This window comes from Ruegeria sp. HKCCD8929 (genome assembly GCF_013031405.1).
Classification (GTDB): Bacteria; Pseudomonadota; Alphaproteobacteria; order Rhodobacterales; family Rhodobacteraceae; genus Ruegeria.
Genome location: NZ_WPZY01000007.1, coordinates 216,953 through 243,908 on the forward strand (window position 1 = coordinate 216,953; position 26,956 = coordinate 243,908).

Below are 26,956 nucleotides of genomic sequence, written 5' to 3' on the forward strand. Positions count from 1 at the left end.
GCTGGGCATGAGCATTTTTCTTGACAGCGAACTGACTGCATCCGAGCGCAGTGATGAGGCCCGTTTCCGCGTGATCCCGGTCCCGCTGGAGCGCACGGTCTCCTATGGCTCAGGCACCGCGACCGGCCCCGAGGCGATCATCGAAGCCAGCAACGAGCTCGAGCGGATCACCGGCCATGCCGAGCCTTGCGCCGAGGGCATCTTTACCGAAGCGCCCCTCGATTGCGACGGCCCGCTGCCCGAGGTCATGGAGCGCCTCGCCCAGCGCACCGAGGCCGCCATTCGCGCGGGCAAGGTGCCGGTCACCTTGGGCGGCGAGCACTCGCTCACCTACGGCGCGGTAACGGGTGTTGCGCGTGCGCTTGGTCAACCGGTTGGTATCGTCCAGATCGACGCCCATGCCGACCTGCGCAACGCCTATCAGGGCGAGACGCATTCCCATGCCTCGGTGATGCACCTGCTGGCCCGGGAAGGCATCCCTCTGGCTCAGTTCGGCGTGCGTGCATTTTGTACGGAAGAGGCTCAGACCCGAGTACAAAACGGAATATTCCACGTCGATGCTGAAGAATTGGTTACCGGCAACATCCACGCCATCGACCTGCCAAAGGACTTCCCCGAAATGGTCTATGTCAGCTTCGACGTCGACGGCCTCGACCCCTCGCAGATGCCCGCCACCGGCACCCCGGTCCCCGGCGGCCTAGGCTATTATCAGGCGCTGCACCTGGTCGAGCACGCGCTGAAGGGCCGCAAATGCGTAGGTTTCGACGTGGTGGAACTGGCCCCCGACGGCAACGCCGCATGGGACTTCACCGCCGCCCAGATCGTCTATCGCCTGATGGCCGCCTGCTGATCCAGGCCGGTCAGCCAGTCCACAAAAACCCGCGCCGCACGGCGCTCACCCGCCCGCCCGGTGGTGCACGCGAAGTACCCACGCTCGGCTTCCAACCGCCGCGCACAGACCCGGATCAACCGCCCGGCAACGATATGATCCTGCAGCAGATCCTCCCACCCCAACATGATCCCATCCCCGTTCAGTGCCGCCTGCAGGTAAACGGTGAAGCTGGTGAACCGCTCGGCTGAGCCCGGCGGCGCGACGTGGACGCCGGTCCCATCCAGATACCGCTGCCAGTCGCGCGTGTGGAGACCATGCACCAGATGCAGCAGACGGTGTTCGGGCAAGGCCTCCACTTCCAGTGGAGCGTCCAGATAAGAAGGCGCGCAAAGCGGCACCATCTCCTCGGCAAAGATCAGCGCCTGACGCACGCCCGGCAACCGGTCGGGCTCGTCAAAGACGATGATCACGTCCGAACCGCCCTCGTGATACCGGTCGCTCAGATCGCGCGAGACCAGCTCGACCACGATATCCGGATGCGCCGCGCGGAAAGCGGGCAAGCGCTGCATCAGGTAGCAACTGGCGAAGCCGATGGTCGTATCCACCACCAGCGTATTGCGCTCGGTCGGCAGGCGGATCTGCTCAACCGCCGTCTGCACCTGCATCAGGCTGCCCGCGACGGCGTGAAACAGCACGTCGCCCTCGGGCGTCAGGGTCACCGCCGGGCGGGTGCGGTGCAGCAGGCGCACGCCCAGTTCCGCCTCCAGCGCCGCGACCCGGCGGCTCATGGCAGGTTGCAGCACGTTCAGCTCCTGCGCCGCGCGCGAGAAGGTGCCGTTGCGGGCGACCGCCTCGAACGCCGTCAGCAGTTTCCAATTCAATCGAGCCACTTGTATTCCCATACGGAATGAATGCCATTCGCATTTTGAGCATGTGCGGGCAAAAGGAAAGCCCCTAGCGTCGGTCGAAATGTCCAATGTCTGAGCGCGAAAATGACCGAGGCCCGTCCCATTGCCCGAACTGCCCCCGCGCTGGAGCGGCTGGCGGCGTTTGTCGCCAACGCACCTCTAGAGCCGGACGCCGCCACGCTGCGCACCCTGCAGGACGGAGTGGTGGATTGTCTGGGCTGTATCCTCGTGGGCTCGGGCACATCGGTGGCGCAAAACGCGCAGGCGGGGGTAAAGGCGCTCGGATCGGGAGGGCGCTGGCCAGTCAACGGCACGGATTTGCAGGTAGGCCGCGCGCAAGCCGCGCTGCTGAACGCCGTGGCGGGCCATGCGCTGGACTTCGATGATTGGGAGGCCCCCGGCAATACCCATCCCACTGTTGTCATCCTCCCGGCCCTGCTGGCGTCGGTAGAAGGCACCACCTCGGGCGCCGACCTGATCGCGCCCTACCTTGCCGGGTTCGAGGTGATCGCCCGGCTGGGCGAGGCGATGAATTTCGAACATTACGACGGCGGCTGGCACACCACCGCCACTCTGGGCGCATTGGGGGCTGCGGCGGCAGTGGCGCGCTTGCTGGGACTGGACACCCTGCAAACCGCACACGCCCTGTCGCTCGCCGCCAGCCGGGCGGCCGGCTATACCTGCCAGTTTGGCAGCAATGCCAAGCCGTTGCAGGCCGGGTTCGCCGCACAGGCCGCAGTGGAGTGTGCGTATCTAGCACAAGCGGGCGTCACCGGGCAGGTGCATGTGCTGGATCACCCCAAGGGCATGGCGGCGCTGACCGGCGGGGCCAATCCCGCGCGGATGGAGGCGGCGCTGGAGCGGTTGGGCAAGCCGCTGGCGCTGGCCGAACACGGGCTGATCCTGAAACCCTGGCCGAGCTGCGGCTATACCCACCGGATCATGACCTGCGCGCTTGAACTGGCGCCTAAGCTGGACAACCTCGGCCAGATCGATCGGACCGACCTGCACCTGCCGGATTTCCACTATGCCATCCTGCCCTTCGACACGCCCTCGCACTGCTCCGAGGCGTTGTTCAGCCTGCCCTTTGTGTGCGCCATGGGGCTGGCGCGGCAGGACCTGACACTGGCCAATGTGGCCCGGCCCACATGGGACGATCCCGAGATCGCCGCGCTCATCGCCAAGACCCGCGTGCACCCGTTCCGGCCCAAACGCCCTGACCAGAACTACGCCCCCGAAGACCCCGACCGGCTGGAGATCACTCTGACCGACGGGCGCCAACTGACCGCCTCCTGCATCTATCCCATCGGCGCGCCGCAACACCCGATGACCGAGGCGCAGATCCGCGCCAAGTTCACCGCCAACGCGGGACCGGTATCTCAGGATTGGGTCGATGCCCTGTTCGACTGGCCGCGCGCGCCCTCGATCCTCTCCCTGCTTGACGCGAAAGGAGACCGCCCATGACCCGTTCCCGATCCGGTCGCGCCGCTCGGCGTGCCGCCCGCGCGGATGGCGCGGGGTCCGGCCCCACATCCGCTATCTGGCCGGGCATCGAGGGTGGTCGTTATCGCCCGATCCCGCAGGACGGCATCGCCGCCATTCACGACACCGCGCTGCGCATTCTGGCCGAGGTCGGCATGGCCCGCGCCACCCCGCGCTGCATCGACACCGTGACGGCGGCGGGTGGCGGCGTGACCGAACAGGGCCGCCTGCTGTTTCCACGCGAGATGGTCGAGCGGGTGCTGGCAACTGCGGGGCGCGGCTTCAAGCTCTATGGTCAAAAGCCGGAACACGACCTCGACCCCTCGGGCACCCGCATCCATCTGGGCACGTCCGGAGCCGCCGTCCACATCATCGACAGCGACACGCGCGAGGTGCGCGACAGCACGCTGCAGGACCTCTACGACATGGCTCGGCTGGCCGAAGCGCTGCCCAATATCCACATGTTCCAGCGCACCGTGGTGGCGCGGGATCTGATCGACCCGCATGAAATGGAGCTGAACACGGCCTATGCCTGCGCCCTGGGCACTGCCAAGCCCATCGGCACTTCGTTCAGCTCGGCCCAGACCATGCGGGATGCCATCGACATCTTCCACCGCATCGCGGGCGGCGAGGCGGCATGGCGCGCGCGTCCCTTCTGTTGTGTCTCCACCTGTTTCGTGGTCCCGCCGCTCACCTTCGCCGAAGAGGCGCTGAGCATCATCGAATGCGCCGCCGACACCGGCACGCCGCTGAAACTGGTCTCGGCGGGTCAGGCGGGCGCGACCTCGCCCGCACCGCTGGCGGGCGCGGTGGCGCAGCAGACCGCCGAGGTGCTGGCGGGGCTGGTCTATGTCAACCTGCTGAACCCGGGCCACCCGGCGCTGTTCGGCGCGCTGCCCTTTGTCAGCGACCTGCGCACCGGGGCGATGTCGGGGGGCTCGGCGGAGCAGGGTGTGCTGATGGCCGCCTGCGCGCAGATGGCCCAGTTCTACGGCATTCCCTGCGCGGTCTCGGCAGGCATGACCGATAGCAAGATGCCGGACTTTCAGGCCGGGTATGAAAAAGGCATCACCGAATTGCTCAGCGCGCTGGCCGGGGCCAACCTGATCTACGAAGCGGCGGGCATGTATGGCTCGCTGCTGGCGGCCTCGAAAGAGAGCTTTGTTCTGGACAACGACCTGATCGGCTCGGTCCTGCGGGCGACGCGGGGGATCGACGTGACCGAGGATACGCTGGCCTTCGACGTGATCCGCGAGGTTTGCACCAACGGGCCGGGGCATTTTCTGGGCGCCGATCAAACGCTGAACCGGATGCAGTCGGATTATTATTACCCGGCACTCGCCGACCGCCGGACACCGCAGGAATGGGGCGATGCCGGGGGGGACGACCTGCTGGAGCAGGCCCGTGCCCGGACCCGGGCGCTGCTGGCGGAACCAGTGCCGGACCACGTGTCACATGAGATCGACGCTGAGATCCGGCGGGCTTACCCGATCCGCCTGCCCCACCCGGCGCGGGGCATACACGCGGCCTGAGAAAACGTAAAAAAGGCCGGAGCAATGCCCCGGCCCTTTCATCCTCACTCGGCGGCCTGATGTGCCTCTTCCGCTGTCTCGTTCAGCTCCATATGACCCTCGCCCTTGTTCAGAATCCGCCGCAGCATTGGCTCGAAGAACTCCAGCGGTTTAGTCGGGTAATCCGGGTCAAAGGCGCATTGGTCGTAGTCATGGCAGAAGCGGCGGCAATCCTCCCAATAGGGGCTGTCGCGATACTTGTCGCGGGCGTTGCGGTCGCCGCCGAGATGGTGGTTGTAGTAATACCCCTGGAACACACAGTGATGCTTGAGAATCCAATGCGTGCGCTCGCTGACATAGGGCTTCATCATCGCCGCCGACAACTCGCCGTGATTGTAAGGGGACAGGATGTCGCCCACGTCATGCACCAGAGCGGCCACCACAATCTCTTCATCTGCACCATCCTCATAGGCACGGGTCGCGGCCTGCAGGCTGTGCTGATAGCGGTTCACCGGGTAGGGCGTCCACTCTTCGTCCAGCGAGCGGATGGCGTCGAGGATGCGGTCGGGCAAAGCGGCGTTATACGCCTCTTCATAGTCCATCACGGCATCCCAATCGGCCTTGGTCGCTTCTTCGAAGCTGGTCCAGGTTGGTTTGTGGCTTTTGTCGAGCATGGCGGTTTCCTGTTCTGAACGCTGGGGCGCAGTCTAGACACTGCTAGCCCATCAATAAAATGAATTGATTTGCTCAATCCGATGAAGAAATAGTTTCATATGCAGATCAAAGCACTCGAAACCTTTCTGTGCGTGGCCGACGCCGGCGGATTTCATGCCGCCGCGCGCAAGATGAATGTCACGCAAACCGCCATCAGCGCCCGTATTCGCGCGGTCGAACAGGCGGTGGGCCAGACCCTGTTCACCCGGGGTGCGGGCGGCACCGCGCTGACCGATTTCGGCCGCCAGTTCCGGCCCTATGCCGAGCAGATGGTTGCGCTCTGGGCCTTTTCCTCGCGCGAGTTGCCGGGGCAACAGCCCAACCGCGTATCGATCCGGCTGGGCGCGCAGCTCAGCATCTGGGACCCGCTGCTGGTCGATCTGGCGATCAGTCTTGAGGAGAATTTCGGCAAGCTGCTGCTGACCCTGAACTACGATCACGACCTGAACGTAGCCGAGGCCGTCGCCTCGCACGTGCTGGACGCGGCGCTGACCCATGAGAGGCCCCGCGACCGGCAAACCCAGCACGAGGAACTGCCGCCGGAACGATTGATCCTAGTCGAAAACCCTCAGTCCGAAGCTGCAGAGGCGTTGTTCGTGAATCTGGAGCTTGGCGAGCAGTATCGGGATCACGTGCGCAACGTGGCCCGGCAGGCGTCGGGCCAGACCATCTTTCTGGGCAACTGCATGATGGCACTGCGCTATGTGCTGCGGCGCGGCGGGCGGGGGTACTTTCCGGACTATCTGGTCTCGCACCACCTGCAAAGCAGTGAGCTAGTGCGGGTGCCGGAGGCCGAGGACCTGTTGTTACCGCTTTATTTAGTCTTTCATCCAGACCCGGCGCGGCGAGCACAGTTCGACGAGATTCTGAGCTGTTTGCGAGACCTGCGGATCACGTGATCCGAGGCGCAGCGGACGCCCTATCCCGCTCGCCCATTTGACAAATCGCCGCTTCCGGGCTCATGACTGGAACAACCCATCCCGACCACCGGGCAAGGACACGCAAGATGAGATTCCTTCTGGTCGAAGACAATGCCAGCCTGGCCAAGGCCATTCTTGACCGGCTGCGGCTGGACGGGCATGTGGTGGATCACGCGCCGGATGTACAAAGCGCCGAGGATTTCGCCGCCACCACCGACTACGACCTGATCCTGCTGGATATCATGCTGCCCGACGGCGATGGCCGTACCTTCCTGAAGCAACACCGCGACCGGCAGATTGAAACGCCGGTGATCGTGCTGACCGCCCGCTCGGAAGTCTCCGACCGGGTGGGCGTGCTGGATCTGGGCGCCGACGATTACATCACCAAGCCCTTCGATTTCTCAGAACTTGAGGCGCGCTGCCGGGCGGTTCTGCGGCGGCGTGGCGGCGGCAGCTCGAACGAGCGGCGCTTTGGCAATCTGCGCTTTGACCCCATGGCCGGAACCCTGTCGGTCGAGGATCAGACCATCTCGCTCAGGAACAAGGAACTCCGCCTGCTCGAAGTGTTTCTGAGCGCGCCGGACCGGATATTCTCAAAGGCCAAGCTGGTGGACCGGCTGTTTTCCTATGAAGAGGATGTCTCGGAAAACGCTATCGAGGTCTATGTGGGCCGCCTGCGCAAGCATCTGGTGGGCTCAGGCGTCGAGATCGCCACCGTGCGCGGCCTGGGTTACCGGATGTCGCTGCAATGACCCGGCGGGCCCATGTCAGCGGGTCGATCCGCAGGCGGCTGTTGTTGCAGTTGCTGGGCAGCGCCGCGCTGCTGGCCGCCATCCTGTTCGTGACTGTGCTGGGGTTCGTGCGGGATGTGGCGGAGGAGAGCCATGACAGCATCCTCTTTGCCTCGGCCACCTCGATCATGGATTCGATTGCGGTGAATGCGGGCGAGGTGTCGGTCGATCTTCCCTATGCGGCGCTGTCGATGCTGGGCAATGTCAGCGACGACCGGGTGTTCTATCGCGTCTCGCGCGCCGGGGAGGTGCTGACCGGATATTCGGACCTGCCAGCAGGCGAAGCCACCGTGCGGGCCGGTCAGCCCGTGTTCGAGACGCTGGATTACAAGGGCGAGACCATCCGCATGGTGACCTCGTCCCGGCGTCTTTCGCTGAACGGCGCGCCCACGGATATCGAGGTATCGGTTGCACAGACGCAGAACGGGCAGGCCGCCATACTGGCACGGCTGTCCCGGTCGGCGCTCTATCTGGGGATCGGGTTCTTCGTGTTGTCCTCGGCATTGGCGATCTGGTCAGCACAATCCAGCGTTCGTCCGCTGAAATCGCTGGCACAGGCCGTGTCGCGCCGGGGGCCCAAGGACCTGCGCCCGGTGTCGCGCCCGGTGCCGTCGGAAATGGCGCCACTGGTCTCGTCGCTCAACACGTTCATCGACCGGCTCGGCGTATCCCTGACCCGGTCCGAGGATTTCATTGCCGAGGCCGCGCACCGGGTCCGGACCCCGCTTGCCACGGTCAGGACACAGGCCGAGATCACCCTACGGCGGGTCGAAAAGGAAGAAAACCGCGGCAGCCTGCGCGAGATGATCCGCGCCATCGACGAAACCTCACGCGCGTCGGGGCAATTGCTGGATCACGCCATGGTCTCGTTCCGCACCGACAGTCTTGAGCGGGTCGATATCGACCTGGCCGAGCTGGCCCGCGAACTGGTCGAGCGTTTGCGCCCGGTGGCAGATCTGAAGGATATCGATCTGCATTTCGCCAACTCCGGCACCCCCCGCATGTCTGGCGACGCGATCCTGATCCAGAACGCCGTGCGCAACATTCTGGACAATGCCATCAAATACTCCCCGCCCGAGCGGCAGGTGCATATCCGGGTCAGCGGTGACGGGGCGCAGGCCCGGGTGTCGATCGAAGACGAGGCCGGAGGGTTCGGCACCACCGACACCCATGCCCTGACCGAACGCTTTGTACGGGGCGAGAATACCCAAGGCGTCGTCGGATCGGGGTTGGGCCTGACCATCGCCCGCGAAGTGGCCGAGGCCCATGGCGGCACCCTGACCATCGAAACCAGCAAATCCGGAGCCGGTGCATGCGTAACCCTCTGCTTTCCCTCGCACTGATCGCCAGCCTGTGGGGTGTCTCGGCCAGCGCCTTCGAGATCGAGGACCGGCAATGGGTCGGCCCCGAGAATGCCCGCGCGCTCACAGTCATCTCGACCACCGATTTCGACATTCTGGCGCCGCTGATGGAGAGCTTTCTACGCAACCGCCCCGGGGTGGCCGTCGATTATGTGGTAGCAAGCAGTTCCGAGCTGATGAAAGCCATCGCCGATGAGGGGCAGACCTTCGATGTGGCGCTGTCCTCGGCCATGGATCTGCAAACCAAGCTGGCCAATGACGGTTTCACCCGCCCGCACCAATCCTCGGCCACCGCGCTGATCCCCGGCTGGGGCGAGTGGCGCAATCACGTGTTTGCGTTCTCGCAGGAACCCGCCTCGATGGTGGTGTCTGCCACCGCGCTCACCGAGGCCGAGATGCCGCGCACACGGCAGGCGCTGATCACGCTGCTGCGCGAGCAGCCCGACCGTTTCCGGGGCCGCATCGGCACCTATGACGTGTCGCTTAGCGGTCTGGGCTATCTCTTCGCCACGCAGGACGCCCGCACGTCCGAGACCTATTGGCGGCTGATGGAGCTGATGGGCGGGCTGGATTTGCAGCTATATTGCTGCTCCGGCGCGATGATCGAACAGGTGGCGGATGGAGAGATCTTTGTGGCCTATAACGTGCTCGGCAGCTATGCGCGGGCGCGGGCGGATCTGGCGGACCGGATCGTGGTGATCGACCCCGAGGATTACACCCATCTGATGATGCGCTCGGCGATCCTGCTGAACGATGCCGCTCAGCCTGAACTGGCCGAGGCCTTTGTCGATCACCTGATCACTGCGGCATGGTCCAACCCTCCGGCGCCGGAATACCCGTTCCGCCATCCTCTGGGCGCCCCCGGGCCAAGCGAAAGCGCGCGGCGGCCAATCCAGTTGGGGCCGGGTCTGCTGGTCTATCAGGACAGGGAAAAACGCAAGCGCTTCCTCGGCGAATGGGTCAGCGCGTTGCGGCAGGAGTGATTCCGTCGTTATGCCGGAAAAGTGGAACCCGGCCCTGCTCGGACCGGGTTCGCATTTGGATCAGAAACCGCTCAGATACGCGATGACGTCGGCCTGATCGCTTTCCTTCTTGAGGCCCGCAAAGGACATCTTGGTGCCCTTCATGAAGTCCTTGGGCTTGGCCAGAAACTCGGTCAGGCTGGCCTCGTCCCAGACAAGACCGCCCTCGGCGGCTTCGATCAGGGCGGACGAGTATTTGAACCCTTCGACCTGACCGGCGGGCGCGCCGATGATGCCATTCAGCTGCGGACCGACCTTGTTCTTGGCGTCCTCGCCCACGGCATGGCAGGCCTTGCATTTCCTGAAGACTTTCTCGCCCTTCTCGGCGTCGCCTTCGGCCACGGCCGGCAGAGCCAGCGCCGAAGCGAGGGTTGCAAGGATAAGGCTACGTTTGATCATGTGGCTTCCTTTCCGTCATTCAGATCAACAATTCCAGTTTGGTCCCGGGGAAACCTGTCAGAACCTGCGCGCCCCGGTCGCGCGGCATGAGGCAGAGCGCAGTCGACAACCCATCGGCCAGCGCAGCACTTGGGGCCGAGATCGCTACGGTCTTCTGAAGGGGGTCCTTCCCGGTCGGGTCCAGGATGTGACCCTGCCCCTCGCCCAGCACCGTGCCCATCGGTGATGAGGTCGCCACCGCCCGATCGCGCAGGGTGATCCGCTGCGCAACCGCGCCGTCCGGCCCGGCCAGCCCCACCCGCCACGCACCGCCGTCGGCGCGGGTCCCAAGGGCGGCGATCTCGCCCATATCCACCAACACGTCGGTCAGCCCATGACCACGCAGCAGCGCCGCGATCCTGTCGGTGATCGCGCCCTGAGCTATGCCGTTGAGCGTCAGGGCGGTACGCCCCGGCTGGTCCAGCCGGATCTCGTCGCGCCGGATGTGCACCTGACCCCATCCCACAACCTTGCGGGCACCGTCCAGATCGTCTCCGGACGCGCCCTGCGCCAGCGCTACCCAGAGCGGCTGGATGCTGGGATCGAAAACCCCGCCGGTGGCGTCATGTAGCGCGGTCGACAGGCTCAGCACATCCAGCAGTTCCGGCGCCGGGTTTGACAGTCGCCCGTCCCGGTTCAACCGGCTGAGCTGTGAGTCCGGGCGGTAGAGGCTGAAGACGCGTTCCAGCCGCTCCAGCTCGGCCTCGACCGAGGCGATGACCGGCGCGGCTTGCACATCCGTCAGCCCCTCCAGCCGCAAACTGGCCCCGGCGCCCAGCGCAGTGCCCCGCCAATGCGCAACACGGGCGGCCAAAGCGCCGGAGGGCAACGCGGCGCAGGCGGCAGAGATGGTCAGAAAGCGGCGGCGTGAAAGATGGGTCATGCCGGTGTCTCCAGTTTCAAGTCCAGATCGACGGGGCCCAGAACGGCCTCGTCCGGAATATCCGTCAGGGGCATGGCCGCGCCGCCATAGCGGGCGATGAACGCCTCGGCCCCGAAGCTGTCGGCAAAAGGCACCACCTCGGGCGCGCCCATGCCGCCTGCCACCCCCGCGCCAACGACGAACAGCGCCCCATCGGCGGCGATCCAGTTCGAGATGCCGGGATTGCGCCAGTTGGGCGCGACGGTCATGTCGCTGACATAGACGGCGGCAATCTCGGCGTCGCGCTCGGGGCTTTTGAGATAAGCCAGCATGTCGCGCACCTGTGCGAAGAAGAGCGGCGCCGGGTAGCCCTCCAGATGGATCTGTCCCTTGGGCCCGCCATGCTCGGCGATGTTCATCTGGCAGAAATAGCTGAGCGCGGTTTCGGTCAGCTCAACCGGCGCCGGGGGCGCTGCGGCCTGCTCCTCCTTGCAGGCGGCCAACGCGACCAGCGCGATCAGGGCGAGGTGTCTCATGGCTCGACCCTCCGAAATGCGGCGCGAGCGAGGATGAACCCCAGCACCGGCCAGATCATCAGCGAGGCAGGCGCGGCCCAGACCGGCAGGGCCTGCGCGGCGCCGGTCATGCCGGACGCCATTGCCACGCCCTCGGTCGCGGCGATGTTCCACAAACGGAATGCGTCGGCCGGGTTGGCCACCATCACCCATGGAAAGACGGATCGGGTGAAGGTGCCGCCCTGATCCATGACCACGGCCCCCAAAAGCCCCAGGTCATAGAGGACGACAAAGACCAGCCAGAGCCCGGCCGACAGACCTGCCGCCGCCGCGGCGCCCCGTGCCAGGGCGGACAGCAGGTATCCCAGCGCCAGAAACACGGCGCCCAGCAGGATGGAAGTGAGGATAAGGCGCACAAGCGCCAGTAGGCTTTCGGGGCCCGCTCCGCCAAACCACGCCGCGACCGCCCCGGCGGTGCCGAAACCGATGGTCATGGCGAAGGCGAGCGCAGCCAGATGGGCGGTGAACTTGCCCAACAGAATCTCTCCGCGCCCCGCCGGGTAGGACAGAACCAGCGCAAGGCTGCCCCGGTCCACGTCGCCCGCGATGGCGTCGAACGAGATCATCAGCGCCAGCAGGGGCGCGAGGTAGACCGAAAGTGTCGTCATCGACGCCACCGAAACGGTCAGCATGTCGACACCCAGCGTGCCGGTGGGGGCGCTGCCCGCAAAGGTCAACGCCAGCGCAAACAGCACCATGATGAGCGTTGCGACCAGCAGCCAGCGGTTGCGGCGCAGGATCAGCATTTCGGCGCGGGTAATGGCAAAGAAACGGGTCATTGCAAGGCCTCCCGTGCGTAGTGGCGATAGAGGTCTTCCAGCTTCGGCGGGGTCATTTCGACATCCGCCACCGCCTCGCCCATCGCAGCGATGCGGCGCAGCGCCTCCATCTTGTCGGCGGGTGAGCACAGCAGCTCGACCGAGGCGCCGTTGACGCGGTTGCCGCCCAGTTCGGCGGCCAGCGTTTCGGCGCTCTCAGCCGCCCGCACCCGCAGTTTGATCGGCAACCCAGCCAGCGCCGAGAGGTTGGCCAGCGTGTCATCCGCCACCATCTGCCCCTTGCGCAGGATGGCGATGCGGTCGGTGCGGGCCTCGACCTCGGTCAGCGCATGAGAGGCGATCAGCACCGCCGTCCCCTGCCCCGCCAACTCGTCGATGATGGCATAGAGATCCTGCCGCGAGATCGGGTCCAAACCGCTCGTCGGCTCATCCAGCAGCGCCACTTTCGGCTGGCCCAGCAGCACCTGCGCCAGACCAAGACGCTGCCGCATCCCCTTGGAATAGGTGCCGATGCGGCGGTCGAGCGCATCGCTGAGGCCCACACGCTCCAGCAGGCCGGGAACATCGGCCTTTTCGCCCGAGAGCCGGGCAAACAGGGTCAGTTGCTCGCGCCCGGTGAGGGCGGGATGGAATGAAACCGCTTCGGGCAGATAGGCGGTATCGCGGCGGGCCGAAGCACTGCCGGGGGCCGCGCCTCCCACGCGGATCGAACCGCCATGGATGGGCGTCAGACCGAGGATGGATTTGATCAGGGTCGACTTGCCCGCGCCGTTATGGCCCAGCAGCGCCATGCGCTCGCCGGGGGCAAGGGTCAGGTCGATGTCGTCCAGAACGCGGGTCTTTCCCCGGTCCTTGCTGACATGTTCGATGGTCAGGGCCTTATCCGTCATGAGGCACCTTTTTCATGGCTGGGGGTTCAGGGGCTTGCATAAGGGGATTGCTGTCCATCACACCCCCCGGCAACAACGCCGGGAAAGCAGATTGCGACCAGCGCACCAGCTGCACGGCAGGGGAGCCGAGCAACAATTTGGCTGCGGGTTGGGTCCACAGCACATGGTCCATACTGTCATTGGGGCGATAGGGGGCGTCGGCGATGCCGTTGCCGTCGACGTCATAGGCGGCAAAATCGGACCAGTAATTGCCGCGCCCATCCTCGGACCACTCGACCCACTTGGTCGAGACGTATTTCACCTGGGTCCGGTTGCCGATGAAGGCGTTGCCGAGGATACGGTTGCGTTCCGAGCCGGCGGTAAAGTGAATGCCGATGCCGCAGCCCTGGAACCAGTTGTCGGTGAACTCGTTCTTGTTGGAATTGTAGAGAAAGGTGCATTTCTCCTTGGCACCCTTCACCACATTCCCGGTGATCACGCTCTTGTTGGCATAGTTCAGCATCACGCCATGCTCTCGGTCGCCGATCGACACATTGTCGGCGACCTTTACGTTGGTCGAGAACATGACGGCATAACCTAAGTCATTTCCGACCGAGATATTGCCGGAAACAACCGAATCATCGGCATACATATAGTGGACGGCAAAGCGCAGATCGCGGAACAGGTTGCCGGTGAAGGTGTTCTTCTTGGACGAGTTTACAAAGATCCCGTCGCGGCCATAGCGGATGTCGTTATCTGCAACCACCGCGCCCGGCGCGTTCCAGACATAGACCCCATTGCCGCGCACATTCATGTGGCGGTCCTGGCGGCCTTCGATCCGGTTGCCGCGGACGATGCTGTCGTTGGCGCCGTGAATGTCGATGCCATAGAGGTTGCCCAGCAGCACATTATCCTCGACCACCGGCGCTGTGGCCGTCTTGGTCAGTTGGATGCCGCTGTCAATCCCGTCATGGTCCGAGCCTGAGCCAATCACCGTCAGCCCGCGCACGGTTACGCCCGGCCCAGTTACGGTAATGACGCTGCCCGCGCCTTGTCCGTCGATGGTGGCCTGCCCCAGCCCGTCGATGGTGACGGGCCGATCCAGCACCAAGGTTTCGGTGTAGACACCGGGGCTCAGGCGGAGGGTGTCTCCATCTGCCGCCTGCGCCAGTATCTCGTTGATGGCCCCCGCCCGGTTGGGCACATCCCAATCCGCCGCCCAAAGGGGCGAGCCGAGCAGGAGCGGTATGAGCAGGGGCCAACGCATTTTATGCGCTCCGCGGCTCAACAAACATCCGGCCGCGCATTTCCATGTGCAGCGCGTGGCAGAACCATTGGCAATAGTACCAGTGCACGCCCGGACGGTCGGCAATGAAGGTGACCGAAGCGGTGGCCTGCGGTGCGACCTCCATCGCGATGCCGAAGTTCGACAGGCACAGCCCGTGGGTCACGTCGTCCACGTCATCCAGGTTGGTAACATAGATGGTCACCTCGTCGCCCTGCTTGACCGAGAACTTCTCCATGCTGAAGACAGGCGCGGTCGAGGTCATGTAGACGCGGACCTTGTTGCCGTCGCGGATCGGTTCCTCGGCGCCTTCTTCCAGATCGACACCATCGGCAGCCGCCTGCTGACGCGCATCTTCCCACATCGGGTCGTTGCGATCCCAGACGTTGACCGGGTTCACCTTGGAGCGGTGGACAAGGATCGAGTCGTGCGGCTCGGCAAAGGTCGGGCCGTCATGGACCACCTTCATCTTGTCGCCCGAGATGTCGATCAGCTGCTCGTTTTCCGGCTTCAGCGGACCCACGTTCAGGAAGCGGTCTTTCGAGAACTTGTTCATCGAAATCAGCCACTTGCCATCGGCTTCGGCGGTTTCACCCATCGAGGTCGAGTTGTGGCCCGGCTGATAATGCACGTCCACCTTGTCGACGATCGGGTCAACGTCCGCACCGGCATAGGCTTCGATGGCCTTGGCGATGTCCCATTTCACCACCTGGCTGTCCAGGAACAAGGTGGTGAAGGCATTGCCCTTGCCGTCGAACGCGGTGTGAAGCGGGCCAAGGCCCAACTGAGGTTCGGCCACGATTGCGGAACGCGGATCGGCATTGTCGGCAAACAGCGCGTCGACCTTCTCCACATCGATCACGGATACGGTCGGCGACAGCTTACCGTTGATCATGATGTGTTTCTTGTCGGGCGCCGCGTTCACACCATGCGGCGAGTTCGGGATCGGGATATAGCGGGTCAGGTTGCCACCGGCCTCTTTGCGACCGTCCACAACCTTGACGCCGTTCAGTTCCTGATAGTTCCCGGCGGCCACGGCCTCTTCGATGCCTTTCAGGTTGAACACGACCACGTGGTCCAGCTCGTTCTCGGTCATCTCGGCCAGGTTCATACCCATTTCCGAGTTGTACGAAGTCGAGAACGCGTATTTGCCCTGATAGTCGCAATCGGTGTTGTCAAGGTTGCCCGACACCATCACCTGCCACGCGATCTCCATCGTGTCACCGTCGATGGCGGTGAAGATGTTCACGTATTGCGACGGATCGTCGAGAATCTCGCCATCATTGACCAGCGGAGCCTCATGCTCGCCGTTGGCGAAGATGTAGCCGGTGCGCGGGTATTTCTGCGGACGCAGTCCGTGGATGTCATGCGCGTTCGGGATCTCGATGATCTTGTCGCATTTCATGACGTCGCAGCGCACGCGGGCCACGCGGGTGTTGGCCTTATCGTTCATGAACAGATAGCGGCCATCATAGGTGCCATCGGTGAAGGACATATGCGGGTGGTGCAGGTCGCCGTTGTCATAGGTAACCTTGCCGTTTGCAGCCAGATATTCCTTGGTCTCGGGCAACAGGCCTTCGGTCAGAACCTTCAGCGATTCATTGGTCTGGCCCCAGCCGGTGGCCGAGCAGCGGTTGAATACCGGCACCCGCATCAACTCGCGCATCGAGGGCACGCCCAGAATGCGCAGCTCGCCGGTCTGGCCCGAGGACCAGAAACCGTAGTACTCGTCCAGCTCACCGGGCTCCAGATGGGCGGCGGCGGCGGCGCTGGCCTCTTTCGCGGTCATCAGGGTCGCGCCCAGACCGGTTCCGGCCAGCACAGCCCCCGTCGCGGTTGCCCCCAGCATTCCGCGGCGTGTGACGTTCAGGGTCTTGTCGTGTTCCGACATGGTCGTTCCTCCTTTTAGGAAACGGTTTGCGGTTTGGCGTTCGGATGGTTCGCCGGTGGTTGTCCAAGAGCCCCCTTCAGATCGGCGGTACCGACCTTGGCGCGGCGTTTGATCTGCTTGATCACCACCGGGCATTTGCTCTCGGACTGATAAAGGACCTGACAGTGCAGGCAGGTGACGCATTCGTTCGGGTTGATCTCACCGGTCGGGTGGATCGCCTGAACCGGACATTCGTTGGCGCAGGTCTGGCATGGGGTGCCGCATTCCTTGTAGCGCTTGAGCCAGTCGAACATGCGGATGCGCGCGGGGATCGCCAGCGCCGCGCCCAGCGGGCACAGGTAGCGGCAGTAGAAGCGCTCGATGAAAAGGCCGATCAGCAGCAGAACCACGGCGAAGACCACAAACGGCCAGTCGCGCACGAATTTCAGGATGATCGCGGTCTTGAACGGTTCGATCTCGGCATAGGTTTCGGCCAGCGGGATCGAGACCATGCTGAGACCGAAAAGACCAAGGAAGATCATGTATTTCAGCGGCCAGAGGCGTTCGTTCAGCCCCCAGGGCAGCGTCCATTGCGGTACGCGGAAGGCGCGCGCGATCTTGTTGGTCAGCTCCTGCAGCGCGCCGAACGGGCAGAGCCAGCCGCAATAGGCGCCGCGGCCCCAGAACAGCAGGGCGGCGGCCACCGCGAACCATTGGATAAAGACCAGAGGGTCGAGCAGGAAGGCGTCCCAGGTAAAGCCGGTCCGCAGGCTGCCCGCCAGTGCCATCAGGTTGACGACGCTGAGCTGCGCGTTGGCATACCAGCCGACAAAGAACAGCGTGAGCGTCAGATAGCCGATGCGGAACCAGTAGAAGAAACGCGCATTGGCAGTGGCCTGGAACTGGAAGAAGAAGGTTCCCGTCAGCACCAGCAGCATTACGCCGAGGACGCCGATCTCGACGGTCCGGTCCTTCCAGATCCGCTGCCAGAGGGCGGCCTTGGCGGCGGCCTCGTCAGTGGCATCTTCGACCACCGCAGGCGCCGCGAGGGGGAGCAGGTAGTTTTCGGGCAGTTTGTAGCCCAGATCGAAGGTCAGAAAGGTCTTCTCGACCGCGCCCACGGCCCGCTGCACCAGCAGTTGCAGGCGGAAGGGTTCGGCGGGGTCGAATTCGGAATCGGCGGGGATTCTGAAGATGTCCAGTTCGGTGAAACTGGGCGCGTCAGGGGCTGCGACCTCGCCCAGGCGGCGCTGCTGTCGGTCGAAGAAACGGACCGAGCGGTCGCCTTGGATAAGCTGGATGCGGTCGAAGATACCGCCGCGGACATAGCCGGAGCCCTTGAAGCTGTAGGCGCCGCGGCCCAGTACGAGGATGGCGTGTTCACCCTCGTCCAACCAGTTGACAAGATTGGCATATTCCGCCTCACCCAGAAGCGACTTGCCGATGGAGGGCACCGAGACCAGCGCCATGTGCATGTCGATGAAGGTGTCGTCCGGCTCGCCCGGTTCGGGGCGCCTGATGGCGCGCTGGTCGCCGGTGGCCTCGAATGCCGCGTTGATCTGGCCGATGTCCAGCGTCATCCGGCGCACCGAGCCGTCGCCCGACAGCGTTGCCCAATCGTAGGTTTCGCTCAGCCCGGTGTCGATCTCGCGCTTGGGCCCATCCGCCTGCACCGGGGACAGACCGCCGAGGCCCAATGCGCGGGACACCTTGATACCGGCGCGCACGAGGCTGTCGTCGATCACCATGATGGTCACCGTCGCGCCCGAGATGATGTCGAGGTCATGGCCCTCGCCCCCGGTCTCGGCCTCGCGCTTGAGGTCGAGACCCGCGTAACCCTCTGTCAGGGCGACCATTTTCGAGTTGGGGATGCCGATCAAAACGATGGGTTCGGAGTGTTTGACCAGTTTCACGCCGGTCAGCACCGCGTCGGCGTCGATGGCCGCAACCACGTGAATGGGCTTGCCGGAATAGCCCGTGGTGCCAACGAAATCCGAGGTCAGGAAGGCCCATGCGACGGTCTCGCCGCCCTTCAGGACAGGGGCGACTTTCACGTCCTCGCGCACCGGGCCGAAGGCATCGGCGCCGGGGGCGAGTTCGGCGGGTTCGATCTCGGGGAGGAAGCTGGCGAGGCTGTCGGCCTGAGCGCTCAGCGCCATCAGGCAGGACAGGGCAAAGGCCAGCAGAAAATAGGTTGCGCGCATCAGGACCACGGCGCACCTCCGGTTACTTGGATTGACGCCATGGACGCGCGCGGGGCGCGTTCGGTTCTGTCTTGGGGCGCGGGCGGAGGGCCGCGGCTGTCGGGCCAGAATTGCGCGGGGTTGTCCGGTTTGTACACAGCGCGGACATGCCATGTTCCGGTTTGTACACATCCGGACCGGGCAATCCCGGGCAGATCCGGAAGCGGCGCGGCCCCCGTCACTGCGCACAGGGCGCACTGCGCGCATTTCGGGCAAGGGGCGGTGTCGGTGGTGCCGTCTTCGGGATCGACCTGGACCCACACCGCCCCTGCCTCCGAGCAGATCTCCATCCACACACCTTGCTCGGCGCTCGCCAGCGCCGGGCTGAGCAGTTGCAAGAGCAACAGGAGGATGCCCAGCCCGCCAGCGGCCGCGCGAGGGGCACGGACGTGACGGCGTGGCAATGGGCGGTGCGCGAACATGGAGGCTCCGACTCGGGATTTCGGCCCATGTCTTAGACCCGCAGCGGGCGGAGGGACTTGACTTCGGTCAGGTCGGGCGCGGCCTGATCGCCGCAGGGGATCGGGCCAGGGTACAGCGGGCAGAGCTATTCAGATCTGCATAACGGATATGCGAAAAAGTAAACCAATTAGTTCAGTTCGCTGGTTGAAAACTGAACCGCGTAGTTTACCTCGGTGATGTGAACTGAGTAGTTCAGATCGGAGAAAGACCATGAAACCCCTTATGATTGCCCTTTCATTGACCCTTGCAACGATGGCCGCACCGGTGATGGCGCTGAGCGTGGACATGAGCAACCTGACCCCTACTCTGACTTTCCCGGAACCCGCCCCTGAACCGGTGAGCCAGGACGCTGTTATTATCAGCAAGTAACGCCACCGGGCTGCGGGCGGGGCGGGATGGCCCCGCCCGCGGTCAGGATGGGAAGAGCACGGTGCCGCCGAACAGCGTCGGCGTGCTGCACCGAAACCCCGGATTGTCAGTCCGACCCCGGACGTCCAATCACTCGGCCGTTGTCACGCGAGGCCCGGTCAAGGCGGGCCACATGGCCATGAGGTAGAGCGTGAAGGCTGCGGTCCAGAGGCCTCCGGTCGCCAGCATGGCGGGCAGGTAGAGGCTGTCGATTTCGGTTCCGGCCCAGCGCAGCAGCGCGGCGGCGGCCATCAAGCCATAGCCCAGCGCCATCGGCGCGGATGCAACCAGCGGACGGCCCGAATGGCCCAGCGCGGCGCGGCTCATTACCGCGAGCGTCATGCCGCCAACGCAGCCGATGCCGAGGATGTGCAGACCGGCCAGTTCGTTGCCGATGCCCAGACCCGAAAGCCCCCAGAGAAGCATTCCGAGCGCCAGCATCGCCAGCCCCAGATGCAGGGCCAGCAGGATGGGTTTGTTCAGGCACCATGCTCCGCCCCAGCGGGCCAGCCGCGCGATCTGTAGCAGGCCGAAGAGGATGGCGGCGGGGGCGATCGCCTGCGCGGGCAGGCCCGTCATCACCAGGATCGGCAGCAGCAGGGCGAGGATCAGCGCCGCGCGCTCAACCGGTTTGGCACTGTGCGGCCAGCGCGCCTCGGGCACGCCTGCGCGTTTCATGGCGTTGCGGGTGAAGGCCGGCGTCACCCGGCCGCCCAGCACCGAGATCAGGGCGGTGACGGCGATCAGCCCTCCGCGCAGACCGGCCAGGGCGGTATCGCTGGTCGCTCCGGTCCATTCCAGATGCACCAGCAGGTTGGCGGCCCAGATATAGGAAAGAAACAGCAGGAACATGACGTTCTGTGGTTTCGGGCGTTTCAGCAATTGGGTGAGGATTTTCAGCGCCAGCACCGGGATGAACGACAGGTCCAGCGCCGCGACCAGCACCGGCGGCAAAAGCCCCGCGTACCAGACCGCCAGCCGTCCGGCCAGCCACAGCCCTGCCGCCAGCGCGATGAAGCCCTGCCGCGCGCCCGGGGCGCCGGTCCAGTTCGGCACGGCGGTCAGGAAGAACCCGCCGATGGCGGCGGTGGCGTAGCCGAAGATCATCTCGTGCGCGTGCCAGAGCACCGGGGCCTGCGACGATGCCGGGCCGGCGGTGGCGCCGCCGAGATAGAGTACCCAGATCAGGCCGGTGAACACGCCATAGAGCCCGGCTGCCAGGAAAAACACCCGGAAGCCTTCGGAAAACAGCCGGTTCAGCATGGCTAGGCCGTGGCCTTTTGCTGTGCGGCCCGCGCCCGGCGTTTCAGGGTCGGGCAGGTGTTGGGGTCGTTGAAGATGACCTGGCATCGCAGACATAGGACACACTCATTTGGATTGATCCGGCCCAGCGGGTCGATGGCACCGACGGTGCATTTGGGTTCGCACAACCGGCATTCGCGGCCGCATTGCGGGCGGCGGCGCAGCCAGTCGAAGATCTTGAGCTTGGCCGGGATCGCAAGCGCGGCACCCAGCGGGCAGAGGTAGCGGCAGTAGAAGCGCTCGATGAAGAGCCCCGCCGTCAGCAGGACCAGCACGAAGAGGACGAAGGGCCAGGCGCGGATCATCCGGAGCGAGATGGCGGTCTTGAACGGTTCCGCCTCGGCCAGGATCAGCGCGTCCTTCATCGAGTAGAAGCTGAGCGCGAGGATGGCGATGAAGAGGGTGTATTTGATGATCCAAAGCCGTTCATGCAGGGGTTGCGGCACGGCGATCTGTTTGACGCCGAGACGGCGGGCGGCCTGGTTGAGCAGTTCCTGCAGGGCGCCAAACGGGCAGAGCCAGCCGCAGAACACACCCCGTCCCCAGAACAAGAGCCCCAGCGCGACCCCGGCCCAGAGGGTGAAGATCACCGGTTCGATCAGGAACGTCTCCCACCGGAACCCGCTCAGGAGCGATTGCACGAAGGCCACCACCTGTACCACCGAGAGCTGGCCGTTCACGCCCCAGCCGAGCCAGATCAGCGTGACCGAGAGGAACCCGAGCCGCAGGCGGAACCAGAGTTTCGGGCGGCGCACGATCCATTCCTGGGCCAGCAGGATCAGGGTCAGCAGCACCTGCATCGAGGCCACGCCGATGACCGCCCATTTGCGGCGCTCCCAGGTCTCCTGCCAGAGCGGGATCGGCTCGGGCGGCAGCGGGTTGAGGTAGGTTTCGGGCAGCGCGTAATCCAGTGCGGCGGTCATCGTGACCTCGCCCTGCGCGCCGGGGCGGCGAGCGGTGAGTGCGAGTTGGAAGGGTGCTGCGGGATCGAAGCCCGGGCCGCCAATCTGGAAGAGCGAGCGTTCCTTGAGTTCCGGCGCGCCCTTGGCGAGCTTGTCGATGCGGGTATAGCCCTGCCGCAGCAGGGGCAGGCGCAGGTCGCCCTGCACCACTTCGAGCCGGTCGAACAGGCCCGATTTGCGCCAATCGAGCCCGCGATGGGAATAGAGCCCGCGCGAGCCCACGAAGAGGCCCACCTTGTCCGCAGGCAGGCCGCCCACGGCGTGGGTATAGCTTTGCTGGCCGAGGATGGTGCGGCCGATGGTGGGCGGGTCGATCATGGCAGCGAACAGCTCGATGAAGGTTCCGTCGCCGGGCTCCAGCGGCGGTTCGGCCCCGGCCAGCCCCTCGGCGGCTTGCGTCATGTCGAGATGTAGGCGGGTGATGGCGCCCTGTTCCAGCAGCGTGTCCCAGTCGCTGGGCGTATAGCTCACCCGGTCGATCCGCCCGGCGTCGAGGATGCCGCGCGAGAGGGCCAGCGTGCGCCCGACCCGCAGGATGGCGTCGCGGATCACCCCGGTCGAGACGGTGGCGCGCGAGATGATGTCGGGGGCACCGGCCTCGGCCAATGCTGCCGATTGCAGAGGTGCGGTCAGATCCACGCCACCGAACCCGCCGACGAAGCGGGCGATGTCGGCGTCCGACAGGCCCAGCGTCAGGATCGGCTCGGAATGGCGCATCAGCCGGGCGCTGGCGATACGGGCGTCGGGGGTGACGGCTACCAGCATGTCGATGGGGCGGCCGGAATAGCCGACAGTGCGGGCGATCTCCCAACTGGAACCGATATGGGCAAGCACAGCGCCGTCCGGCGCCTCAACCCGCCAGCCGGGCGGCGCGCTGTCCGTGTCGCGGATGACGATCACCGGGCCGGGAAGGTCCAGCATGTCGGCGGCCAGTCGGGCGTCGGGCTCGGCCGGAGCGATATCGGCCTCGAAGCGGAACCGGTCCTGCGCCGCAAGAGGCGTGGCCCAGGCGGTCAGCAGCGCAAGCGCGCAGAGCACGCCGCACCAGATCCGGTGTCGCAACGTTTCCATGATCCCAGCGCTACGCCCATCCGCGCGGACCAACCTTAACCAAAGTCAAGGCAGCCCGGGGCCTGTGCTGCCAGAGTCGGCGGTGCCTCACCAGCTCAACGGAGATACCCGTTATGAAACAACCAAATGCCATTCGCAGAACATTGCTTCTGACCAGCGCCGCGCTGACGCTGGGCTTGGCCGCGCCGATGGCCGTGGCCGAGGAAAAGCCCAAGGATCACGCTGACGGCCCGGCGGCTGCGTATGAACCCAGCATGACCACGCTGGGCCAGCTCAACCTGGAAATCCCCGGCCGCAAGGAAGGCGACCCGGTGATGACTCAGGATGAGTACAACACCGCCAACAAGATCTATTTCGAACGCTGCGCCGGCTGCCACGGCGTGTTGCGCAAGGGCGCCACCGGCAAGGCGCTGACCACCGACGTGACCCGCGAGAACGGGTTCGAATATGTCCGCGACTTCATCACCTACGGCTCGCCCGCCGGTATGCCCAACTGGGGCACCTCGGGTGAACTGACCGAGGAAGAAGTGGACATGATGGCGCGCTATATCCTGCTCGATCCGGCCTCGCCGCCGGAGTTTGGCATGCCGGAGATGCGCGAGACCTGGAACCTGATCATCGCACCCGAAGATCGTCCCACGGAAAAGATGAACGATTGGGATCTGGACAACCTGTTCTCGGTCACCTTGCGCGATGCGGGCCAGATCGCGCTGATCGACGGGGCCTCCTATGAAATCAAGGCCGTGATCGACACCGGTTATGCGGTGCATATCAGCCGGATTTCCGCGTCGGGCCGCTATCTGTTCGTGATTGGCCGCGACGCCAAGGTGAACATGATCGACCTGTGGATGGAGAACCCCGATACGGTTGCCGAAATCAAGGTCGGCTCCGAGGCGCGTTCGATCGAGACCTCGAAATTCGAGGGGTTCGAGGACAAATACGCCATCGCCGGGTCCTACTGGCCGCCGCAATACGTGATCATGGACGGCGACACGCTGGAGCCGCTCAAGATCAAGTCGACCCGCGGCATGATCTATGACGAGCAGACCTTCCACCCGGAACCGCGTGTGGCGGCCATCGTGTCCTCGCACTACAACCCCGAGTTCATCGTCAACGTCAAGGAAACCGGCAAGATTCTGATGGTCGACTATTCCGACATTCAGAACCTGAAAGTGACCGAGATCGAGGCCGAACGGTTCCTGCATGATGGCGGGTTCGACAGCACCAAGCGCTACTTCCTCACGGCGGCAAACGCGCGCAACAAGGTTGCGGTCATCGACACCAAGGAAAGCAAGCTGACCGCGATCCTGGACACCGATGGTCAGACCCCGCACCCGGGCCGCGGCGCCAACATCATGCACCCGACCTACGGGCCGGTCTGGGCGACCTCGCACCTGGGTGATGAAACCGTGGCGCTGATCGGGACCGACCCTGAAGGCAACCCGGACAACGCCTGGAAGGTCGTGCAGCAGCTCTATTCGATGGGTGGCGGTTCGCTGTTCGTGAAGTCTCACCCGACATCGAACCACCTGTATGTCGATGCACCGCTGAACCCGGATGCCGAGATCACCGGTTCGATGGCGGTCTTCAAGATCGACGAGCTGACCCAGGAGGAACCGGAATACACCGTTCTGCCGATCGTGGAATGGGCCGGGATCACCGAAGGCCAGCCGCGCGTGGTGCAGGGCGAGTTCAACCAGGAAGGCAACGAGATCTGGTTCTCGGTCTGGAACGCCAAGGATCTGGAAAGCGCCATCGTGGTTGTCGATGACAAGACGCTGGAACTGAAGTCGGTGATCAAGGACGAGCGCCTGATCACGCCGACCGGCAAGTTCAACGTCTACAACACTCGGGCTGACGTCTACTGATCAGTCCAACGGGGCGGGCCATTTTGCGTTCCTTCGGCCCGCCCCCTTTTCCCTTGCGCCAGCCACCTTCTACTGACGGAGCACGCCATGCATGACGCCGGAAAAGTCCATCTGATCGGAGCCGGGCCGGGAGATCCCGAGTTGATGACCTGCCGGGCGGTTCGGATGCTGCAAGAGGCGGATGTGGTCGTCTATGACAAGCTGGTCAGCCCCGAGATCGTCGCGATGGCGCCCGCGGGGGCGCGGATGATCCCGGTGGGCAAATCCCCAAAATGCCATCCTGTGCCGCAGGATGAGATCAACGACATTCTTTTGAACGAGGCCCGCAAGGGGCATGTGGTCGCGCGCCTGAAGGGCGGCGATCCGATGATTTTCGGGCGCGGCTCGGAAGAGGCCGCGTATCTGATGGCCTATGGAGTGGTCGTCGATTACGCCCCCGGCATCACCGCCGCGCAGGGCGCAAGCTGTGCCACCGGCGTGCCGCTGACCCATCGCGGGTTGGCCACATCGGTGCAGTATGTGACCGGGCACCGGCAGGCGGACAAGGTACTGGATCTGGACTGGAAGCGTCTGGCCGATCCCGACTGTACGCTGGTGATCTACATGGGCGTGGCCAATATCGGCCAGATCGCCATGGGTCTGATGACCGAGAACCTGCCGGGCTCGACCCCGGTGCTGGCCGTGGGCCGCGCGACGACGCCGGATGAGCGTCGTCTGGTGTCCCGTCTGGATCGTATTGCAGCAGATGTGCGCGCGGCGGCGCTGACGGCGCCGACGCTGTTCATCATTGGCAAGGTGGTCTCACTTTATGCCGAGCAGCCGGTGGCCGAGCTTGTGGAACAGGTGAAGGCGCATGGGTAGCGTCGCTCACAAGCGCTTAGGGCGGCGCCCGACCCTGGGTGGGCGAGAAGCGCCCTCCCATGGGGAGGGTCGGGCGCTGCCCGGCGTGGCCGCCGGGCGATCTGGTTGGGCGGCGCGAGCGGTACTGACAACCGCTCTGCTTGTTGCCACCTCGGCCTTTGCCGCTGACGTGCTCGACCCCAACGCTCTCAAACGCCTGGTGCATCAGGATTGCGGGTCATGTCATGGCCTCACGCTGAAAGGCGGGTTGGGGCCGGATCTGCGGGCGCAGAACCTGCAGCATTATGACGTGGACGTCCTGACCGGCGTCATCCTCGACGGTATCCCCGACACCGCCATGCCCCCCTGGCGCCCGCTGGTGACCGAGGAAGAGGCCGAGTGGATCGCCCATTATCTGCTGGAACCGGAGGACCAATGAAACGCTTTGCTCTTGGCCTGATGGCCGCCCTGATGATGAGCGCCGCACAAGCGGAGCCGACAGCCACCGGCGACCTTGGACTGGTGATCGAACGGGCTACTGGCTCGGTCCTGCTGGTCGATCAGTCCGACCGCGCTGCACTGGCGCGAATCGAGGGTCTGGGCGATCTGAGCCATGCCTCGCTGGTCTATTCGCCGGATGAACGGTTCGCTTACGTCTTTGGCCGCGACGGCGGGCTGACCAAGGTCGATATCGTCACCCGCCAGATTGCGGGGCGCGTGGTGCAGGCGGGCAATGCCATCGGCGGCGCGATCTCGGACGATGGCGAGTTGGTGGCGGTTTCGAATTACGAGCCCGGCGGTGTGCGGGTCTTTGACGCCGACACGCTGGAGATGGTGGCCGACATTCCCACTGGCAGTAAGACCATCGGCCTTGTCGATGCGCCGGGGCGGCGGTTCGTGTTCACCATGTGGGATACCGGTGAGACCTGGATCGCGGATTTTGTGGGTGGCGCGCCAGAGATCACGAAGATCGAGGATATGGGGAGGAACCCCTATGACGCGCTGATCACCGCCAATGGACGCACCTATATCACCGGTCTGTTTGGCGAGGACGGGTTGACGGCGCTGGACCTGTGGTCCGACAGCCCCGAACCGATCCGCGTGCTGCCCGGTTATGGCCGGGGTCAGGAGGAGATGCCGGTTTACAAGATGCCGCATCTTGAGGGCTGGGCGCTGACGGGGCGCGAGTTCGTGCTGCCCGCTGTGGGCCACCCGCAGGTACTCTGGGTCGATGCCGAGACGCTGACCGAGACCGGGCGGACGCAGACCCATGGTCAGCCGGTCTTTGCCATGGCCCGGCCCGATGGGCGGCAAGTCTGGGTCAATTTCGCCCATCCGCTCAACGACACCATTCAGGTGATCGACAGCGTCAGCAAGCAGATCATCCACGAATTCAAGCCGGGCCCCGCCGTGCTGCATATGGAGTTCACGCCCCGCGGGCATGAGGTGTGGATCAGCGTGCGCGACGCCAACAAGGTCATGGTCTACGACACGCAAACCTTTGAGAAACTGCGCGAGATTGAGGCGGAGAGCCCGTCGGGCATCTTCTTTACCGCCCGCGCGCACAGAACGGGGCTGTGA

General features: G+C 64.7%; 25 protein-coding genes. 12 read left to right on the top strand and 13 right to left on the bottom strand.

Features of this window, described 5'->3' with window-relative positions; genetic code table 11:
- Nucleotides 1–7: 7 nt before the first annotated feature.
- On the top strand, nucleotides 8–850 hold the full coding sequence (speB, locus tag GOX53_RS13405; RefSeq protein WP_171177119.1) for an agmatinase: 843 nt from the start codon (nucleotides 8–10) through the stop codon (nucleotides 848–850).
- Here speB and GOX53_RS13410 read toward each other — a convergent pair.
- A complete protein-coding gene (locus tag GOX53_RS13410) occupies nucleotides 826–1,713 on the bottom strand; it encodes a LysR substrate-binding domain-containing protein (RefSeq protein ID WP_171177121.1) in 888 nt (295 codons plus the stop codon). The two genes, speB and GOX53_RS13410, sit on opposite strands and share 25 nt — an antisense overlap.
- Before the next feature lie 111 nt (nucleotides 1,714–1,824).
- Between GOX53_RS13410 and GOX53_RS13415 the strand changes: the two genes are divergently transcribed.
- Both GOX53_RS13415 and GOX53_RS13420 read left to right on the top strand, forming a co-directional pair.
- Nucleotides 1,825–3,204: an MmgE/PrpD family protein gene (locus tag GOX53_RS13415; RefSeq protein ID WP_171177123.1), complete on the top strand. Its 1,380-nt coding sequence runs from the start codon at nucleotides 1,825–1,827 to the stop codon at nucleotides 3,202–3,204.
- The gene (locus GOX53_RS13420) at nucleotides 3,201–4,754 is read left to right on the top strand and encodes a trimethylamine methyltransferase family protein (RefSeq protein WP_171177125.1); all 1,554 of its coding nucleotides are present in this window, start codon (nucleotides 3,201–3,203) and stop codon (nucleotides 4,752–4,754) included. The genes GOX53_RS13415 and GOX53_RS13420 overlap by 4 nt, the downstream gene beginning before the upstream one ends.
- A gap of 44 nt (nucleotides 4,755–4,798) precedes the next feature.
- Here GOX53_RS13420 and GOX53_RS13425 read toward each other — a convergent pair whose 3' ends face one another.
- A complete protein-coding gene (locus GOX53_RS13425; protein ID WP_171177127.1) occupies nucleotides 4,799–5,407 on the bottom strand; it encodes an HD domain-containing protein in 609 nt (202 codons plus the stop codon).
- 99 nt (nucleotides 5,408–5,506) lie between these two features.
- Here GOX53_RS13425 and GOX53_RS13430 point away from each other — a divergent pair, with 99 nt between their 5' ends.
- The 4 genes from GOX53_RS13430 to GOX53_RS13445 all read left to right on the top strand — a co-directional run bounded on the left by GOX53_RS13430 (nucleotide 5,507) and on the right by GOX53_RS13445 (nucleotide 9,502).
- Nucleotides 5,507–6,346 (top strand): LysR family transcriptional regulator, encoded by an 840-nt coding sequence (locus tag GOX53_RS13430; RefSeq protein ID WP_171177129.1) that lies wholly within the window; start codon nucleotides 5,507–5,509, stop codon nucleotides 6,344–6,346.
- A 107-nt stretch (nucleotides 6,347–6,453) separates the two neighbouring features.
- The gene (locus GOX53_RS13435; RefSeq protein ID WP_171177130.1) at nucleotides 6,454–7,119 is read left to right on the top strand and encodes a response regulator transcription factor; all 666 of its coding nucleotides are present in this window, start codon (nucleotides 6,454–6,456) and stop codon (nucleotides 7,117–7,119) included.
- Nucleotides 7,116–8,501 carry a sensor histidine kinase gene (locus GOX53_RS13440; protein WP_171177132.1) on the top strand — a complete coding sequence of 462 codons (1,386 nt, stop codon included), beginning with the start codon at nucleotides 7,116–7,118 and terminating at the stop codon, nucleotides 8,499–8,501. The genes GOX53_RS13435 and GOX53_RS13440 overlap by 4 nt, the downstream gene beginning before the upstream one ends.
- Nucleotides 8,471–9,502, top strand: a complete 1,032-nt coding sequence (locus tag GOX53_RS13445; protein WP_171177134.1) for an ABC transporter substrate-binding protein — start codon at nucleotides 8,471–8,473, stop codon at nucleotides 9,500–9,502. The genes GOX53_RS13440 and GOX53_RS13445 overlap by 31 nt, the downstream gene beginning before the upstream one ends.
- Before the next feature lie 60 nt (nucleotides 9,503–9,562).
- Here the strand turns inward: GOX53_RS13445 and GOX53_RS13450 are convergent, their stop codons facing one another.
- Genes GOX53_RS13450 through GOX53_RS13490 form a run of 9 tightly spaced genes read right to left on the bottom strand, consistent with a single transcriptional unit; the run spans nucleotide 9,563 to nucleotide 18,884 of the window.
- The gene (locus GOX53_RS13450; RefSeq protein WP_171177136.1) at nucleotides 9,563–9,940 is read right to left on the bottom strand and encodes a cytochrome c family protein; all 378 of its coding nucleotides are present in this window, start codon (nucleotides 9,938–9,940) and stop codon (nucleotides 9,563–9,565) included.
- Between the two features lie 19 nt (nucleotides 9,941–9,959).
- Nucleotides 9,960–10,862, bottom strand: a complete 903-nt coding sequence (locus GOX53_RS13455) for an FAD:protein FMN transferase (RefSeq protein WP_171177137.1) — start codon at nucleotides 10,860–10,862, stop codon at nucleotides 9,960–9,962.
- Complete coding sequence (locus tag GOX53_RS13460) at nucleotides 10,859–11,377, bottom strand: nitrous oxide reductase accessory protein NosL (RefSeq protein ID WP_171177139.1); 519 nt, start codon at nucleotides 11,375–11,377, stop codon at nucleotides 10,859–10,861. Before GOX53_RS13460 ends, GOX53_RS13455 begins: the two co-directional genes overlap by 4 nt.
- Nucleotides 11,374–12,195 carry an ABC transporter permease gene (locus GOX53_RS13465; protein WP_171177141.1) on the bottom strand — a complete coding sequence of 274 codons (822 nt, stop codon included), beginning with the start codon at nucleotides 12,193–12,195 and terminating at the stop codon, nucleotides 11,374–11,376. Before GOX53_RS13465 ends, GOX53_RS13460 begins: the two co-directional genes overlap by 4 nt.
- The gene (locus GOX53_RS13470; RefSeq protein WP_171177143.1) at nucleotides 12,192–13,085 is read right to left on the bottom strand and encodes an ABC transporter ATP-binding protein; all 894 of its coding nucleotides are present in this window, start codon (nucleotides 13,083–13,085) and stop codon (nucleotides 12,192–12,194) included. Before GOX53_RS13470 ends, GOX53_RS13465 begins: the two co-directional genes overlap by 4 nt.
- Entirely contained in the window at nucleotides 13,075–14,331 is a 1,257-nt protein-coding gene (locus GOX53_RS13475; protein WP_171177145.1) for a nitrous oxide reductase family maturation protein NosD, read from the bottom strand. The genes GOX53_RS13470 and GOX53_RS13475 overlap by 11 nt, the downstream gene beginning before the upstream one ends.
- 1 nt (nucleotide 14,332) lies before the next feature.
- A complete protein-coding gene (gene nosZ / locus GOX53_RS13480) occupies nucleotides 14,333–16,240 on the bottom strand; it encodes a TAT-dependent nitrous-oxide reductase (RefSeq protein ID WP_171177147.1) in 1,908 nt (635 codons plus the stop codon).
- A 14-nt stretch (nucleotides 16,241–16,254) separates the two neighbouring features.
- Entirely contained in the window at nucleotides 16,255–18,423 is a 2,169-nt protein-coding gene (locus GOX53_RS13485) for a NosR/NirI family protein (protein ID WP_171177237.1), read from the bottom strand.
- Nucleotides 18,423–18,884: a DUF2946 family protein gene (locus tag GOX53_RS13490; protein ID WP_254446554.1), complete on the bottom strand. Its 462-nt coding sequence runs from the start codon at nucleotides 18,882–18,884 to the stop codon at nucleotides 18,423–18,425. The genes GOX53_RS13485 and GOX53_RS13490 overlap by 1 nt, the downstream gene beginning before the upstream one ends.
- Nucleotides 18,885–19,134: 250 nt before the next feature.
- Here GOX53_RS13490 and GOX53_RS13495 point away from each other — a divergent pair, with 250 nt between their 5' ends.
- Nucleotides 19,135–19,293, top strand: a complete 159-nt coding sequence (locus tag GOX53_RS13495) for a hypothetical protein (protein ID WP_171177149.1) — start codon at nucleotides 19,135–19,137, stop codon at nucleotides 19,291–19,293.
- A 129-nt stretch (nucleotides 19,294–19,422) separates the two neighbouring features.
- On the opposite strand, the gene GOX53_RS13500 is transcribed toward GOX53_RS13495, so the two are convergent.
- Entirely contained in the window at nucleotides 19,423–20,595 is a 1,173-nt protein-coding gene (locus tag GOX53_RS13500; RefSeq protein WP_171177151.1) for an NnrS family protein, read from the bottom strand.
- A gap of 2 nt (nucleotides 20,596–20,597) precedes the next feature.
- Complete coding sequence (locus GOX53_RS13505; RefSeq protein WP_171177153.1) at nucleotides 20,598–22,667, bottom strand: NosR/NirI family protein; 2,070 nt, start codon at nucleotides 22,665–22,667, stop codon at nucleotides 20,598–20,600.
- Nucleotides 22,668–22,780: 113 nt separating this feature from the next.
- On the opposite strand from GOX53_RS13505, the gene GOX53_RS13510 reads away from it, so the two are divergent.
- The 4 genes from GOX53_RS13510 (at nucleotide 22,781) to GOX53_RS13525 (ending at nucleotide 26,956) form a co-directional block, all read left to right on the top strand.
- Entirely contained in the window at nucleotides 22,781–24,535 is a 1,755-nt protein-coding gene (locus GOX53_RS13510; protein ID WP_171177155.1) for a nitrite reductase, read from the top strand.
- Nucleotides 24,536–24,622: 87 nt separating this feature from the next.
- Entirely contained in the window at nucleotides 24,623–25,396 is a 774-nt protein-coding gene (gene cobA / locus GOX53_RS13515) for a uroporphyrinogen-III C-methyltransferase (protein WP_171177156.1), read from the top strand.
- Nucleotides 25,389–25,814, top strand: a complete 426-nt coding sequence (locus tag GOX53_RS13520; RefSeq protein WP_171177159.1) for a cytochrome c — start codon at nucleotides 25,389–25,391, stop codon at nucleotides 25,812–25,814. Before cobA ends, GOX53_RS13520 begins: the two co-directional genes overlap by 8 nt.
- The gene (locus GOX53_RS13525; RefSeq protein ID WP_171177161.1) at nucleotides 25,811–26,956 is read left to right on the top strand and encodes a cytochrome D1 domain-containing protein; all 1,146 of its coding nucleotides are present in this window, start codon (nucleotides 25,811–25,813) and stop codon (nucleotides 26,954–26,956) included. The genes GOX53_RS13520 and GOX53_RS13525 overlap by 4 nt, the downstream gene beginning before the upstream one ends.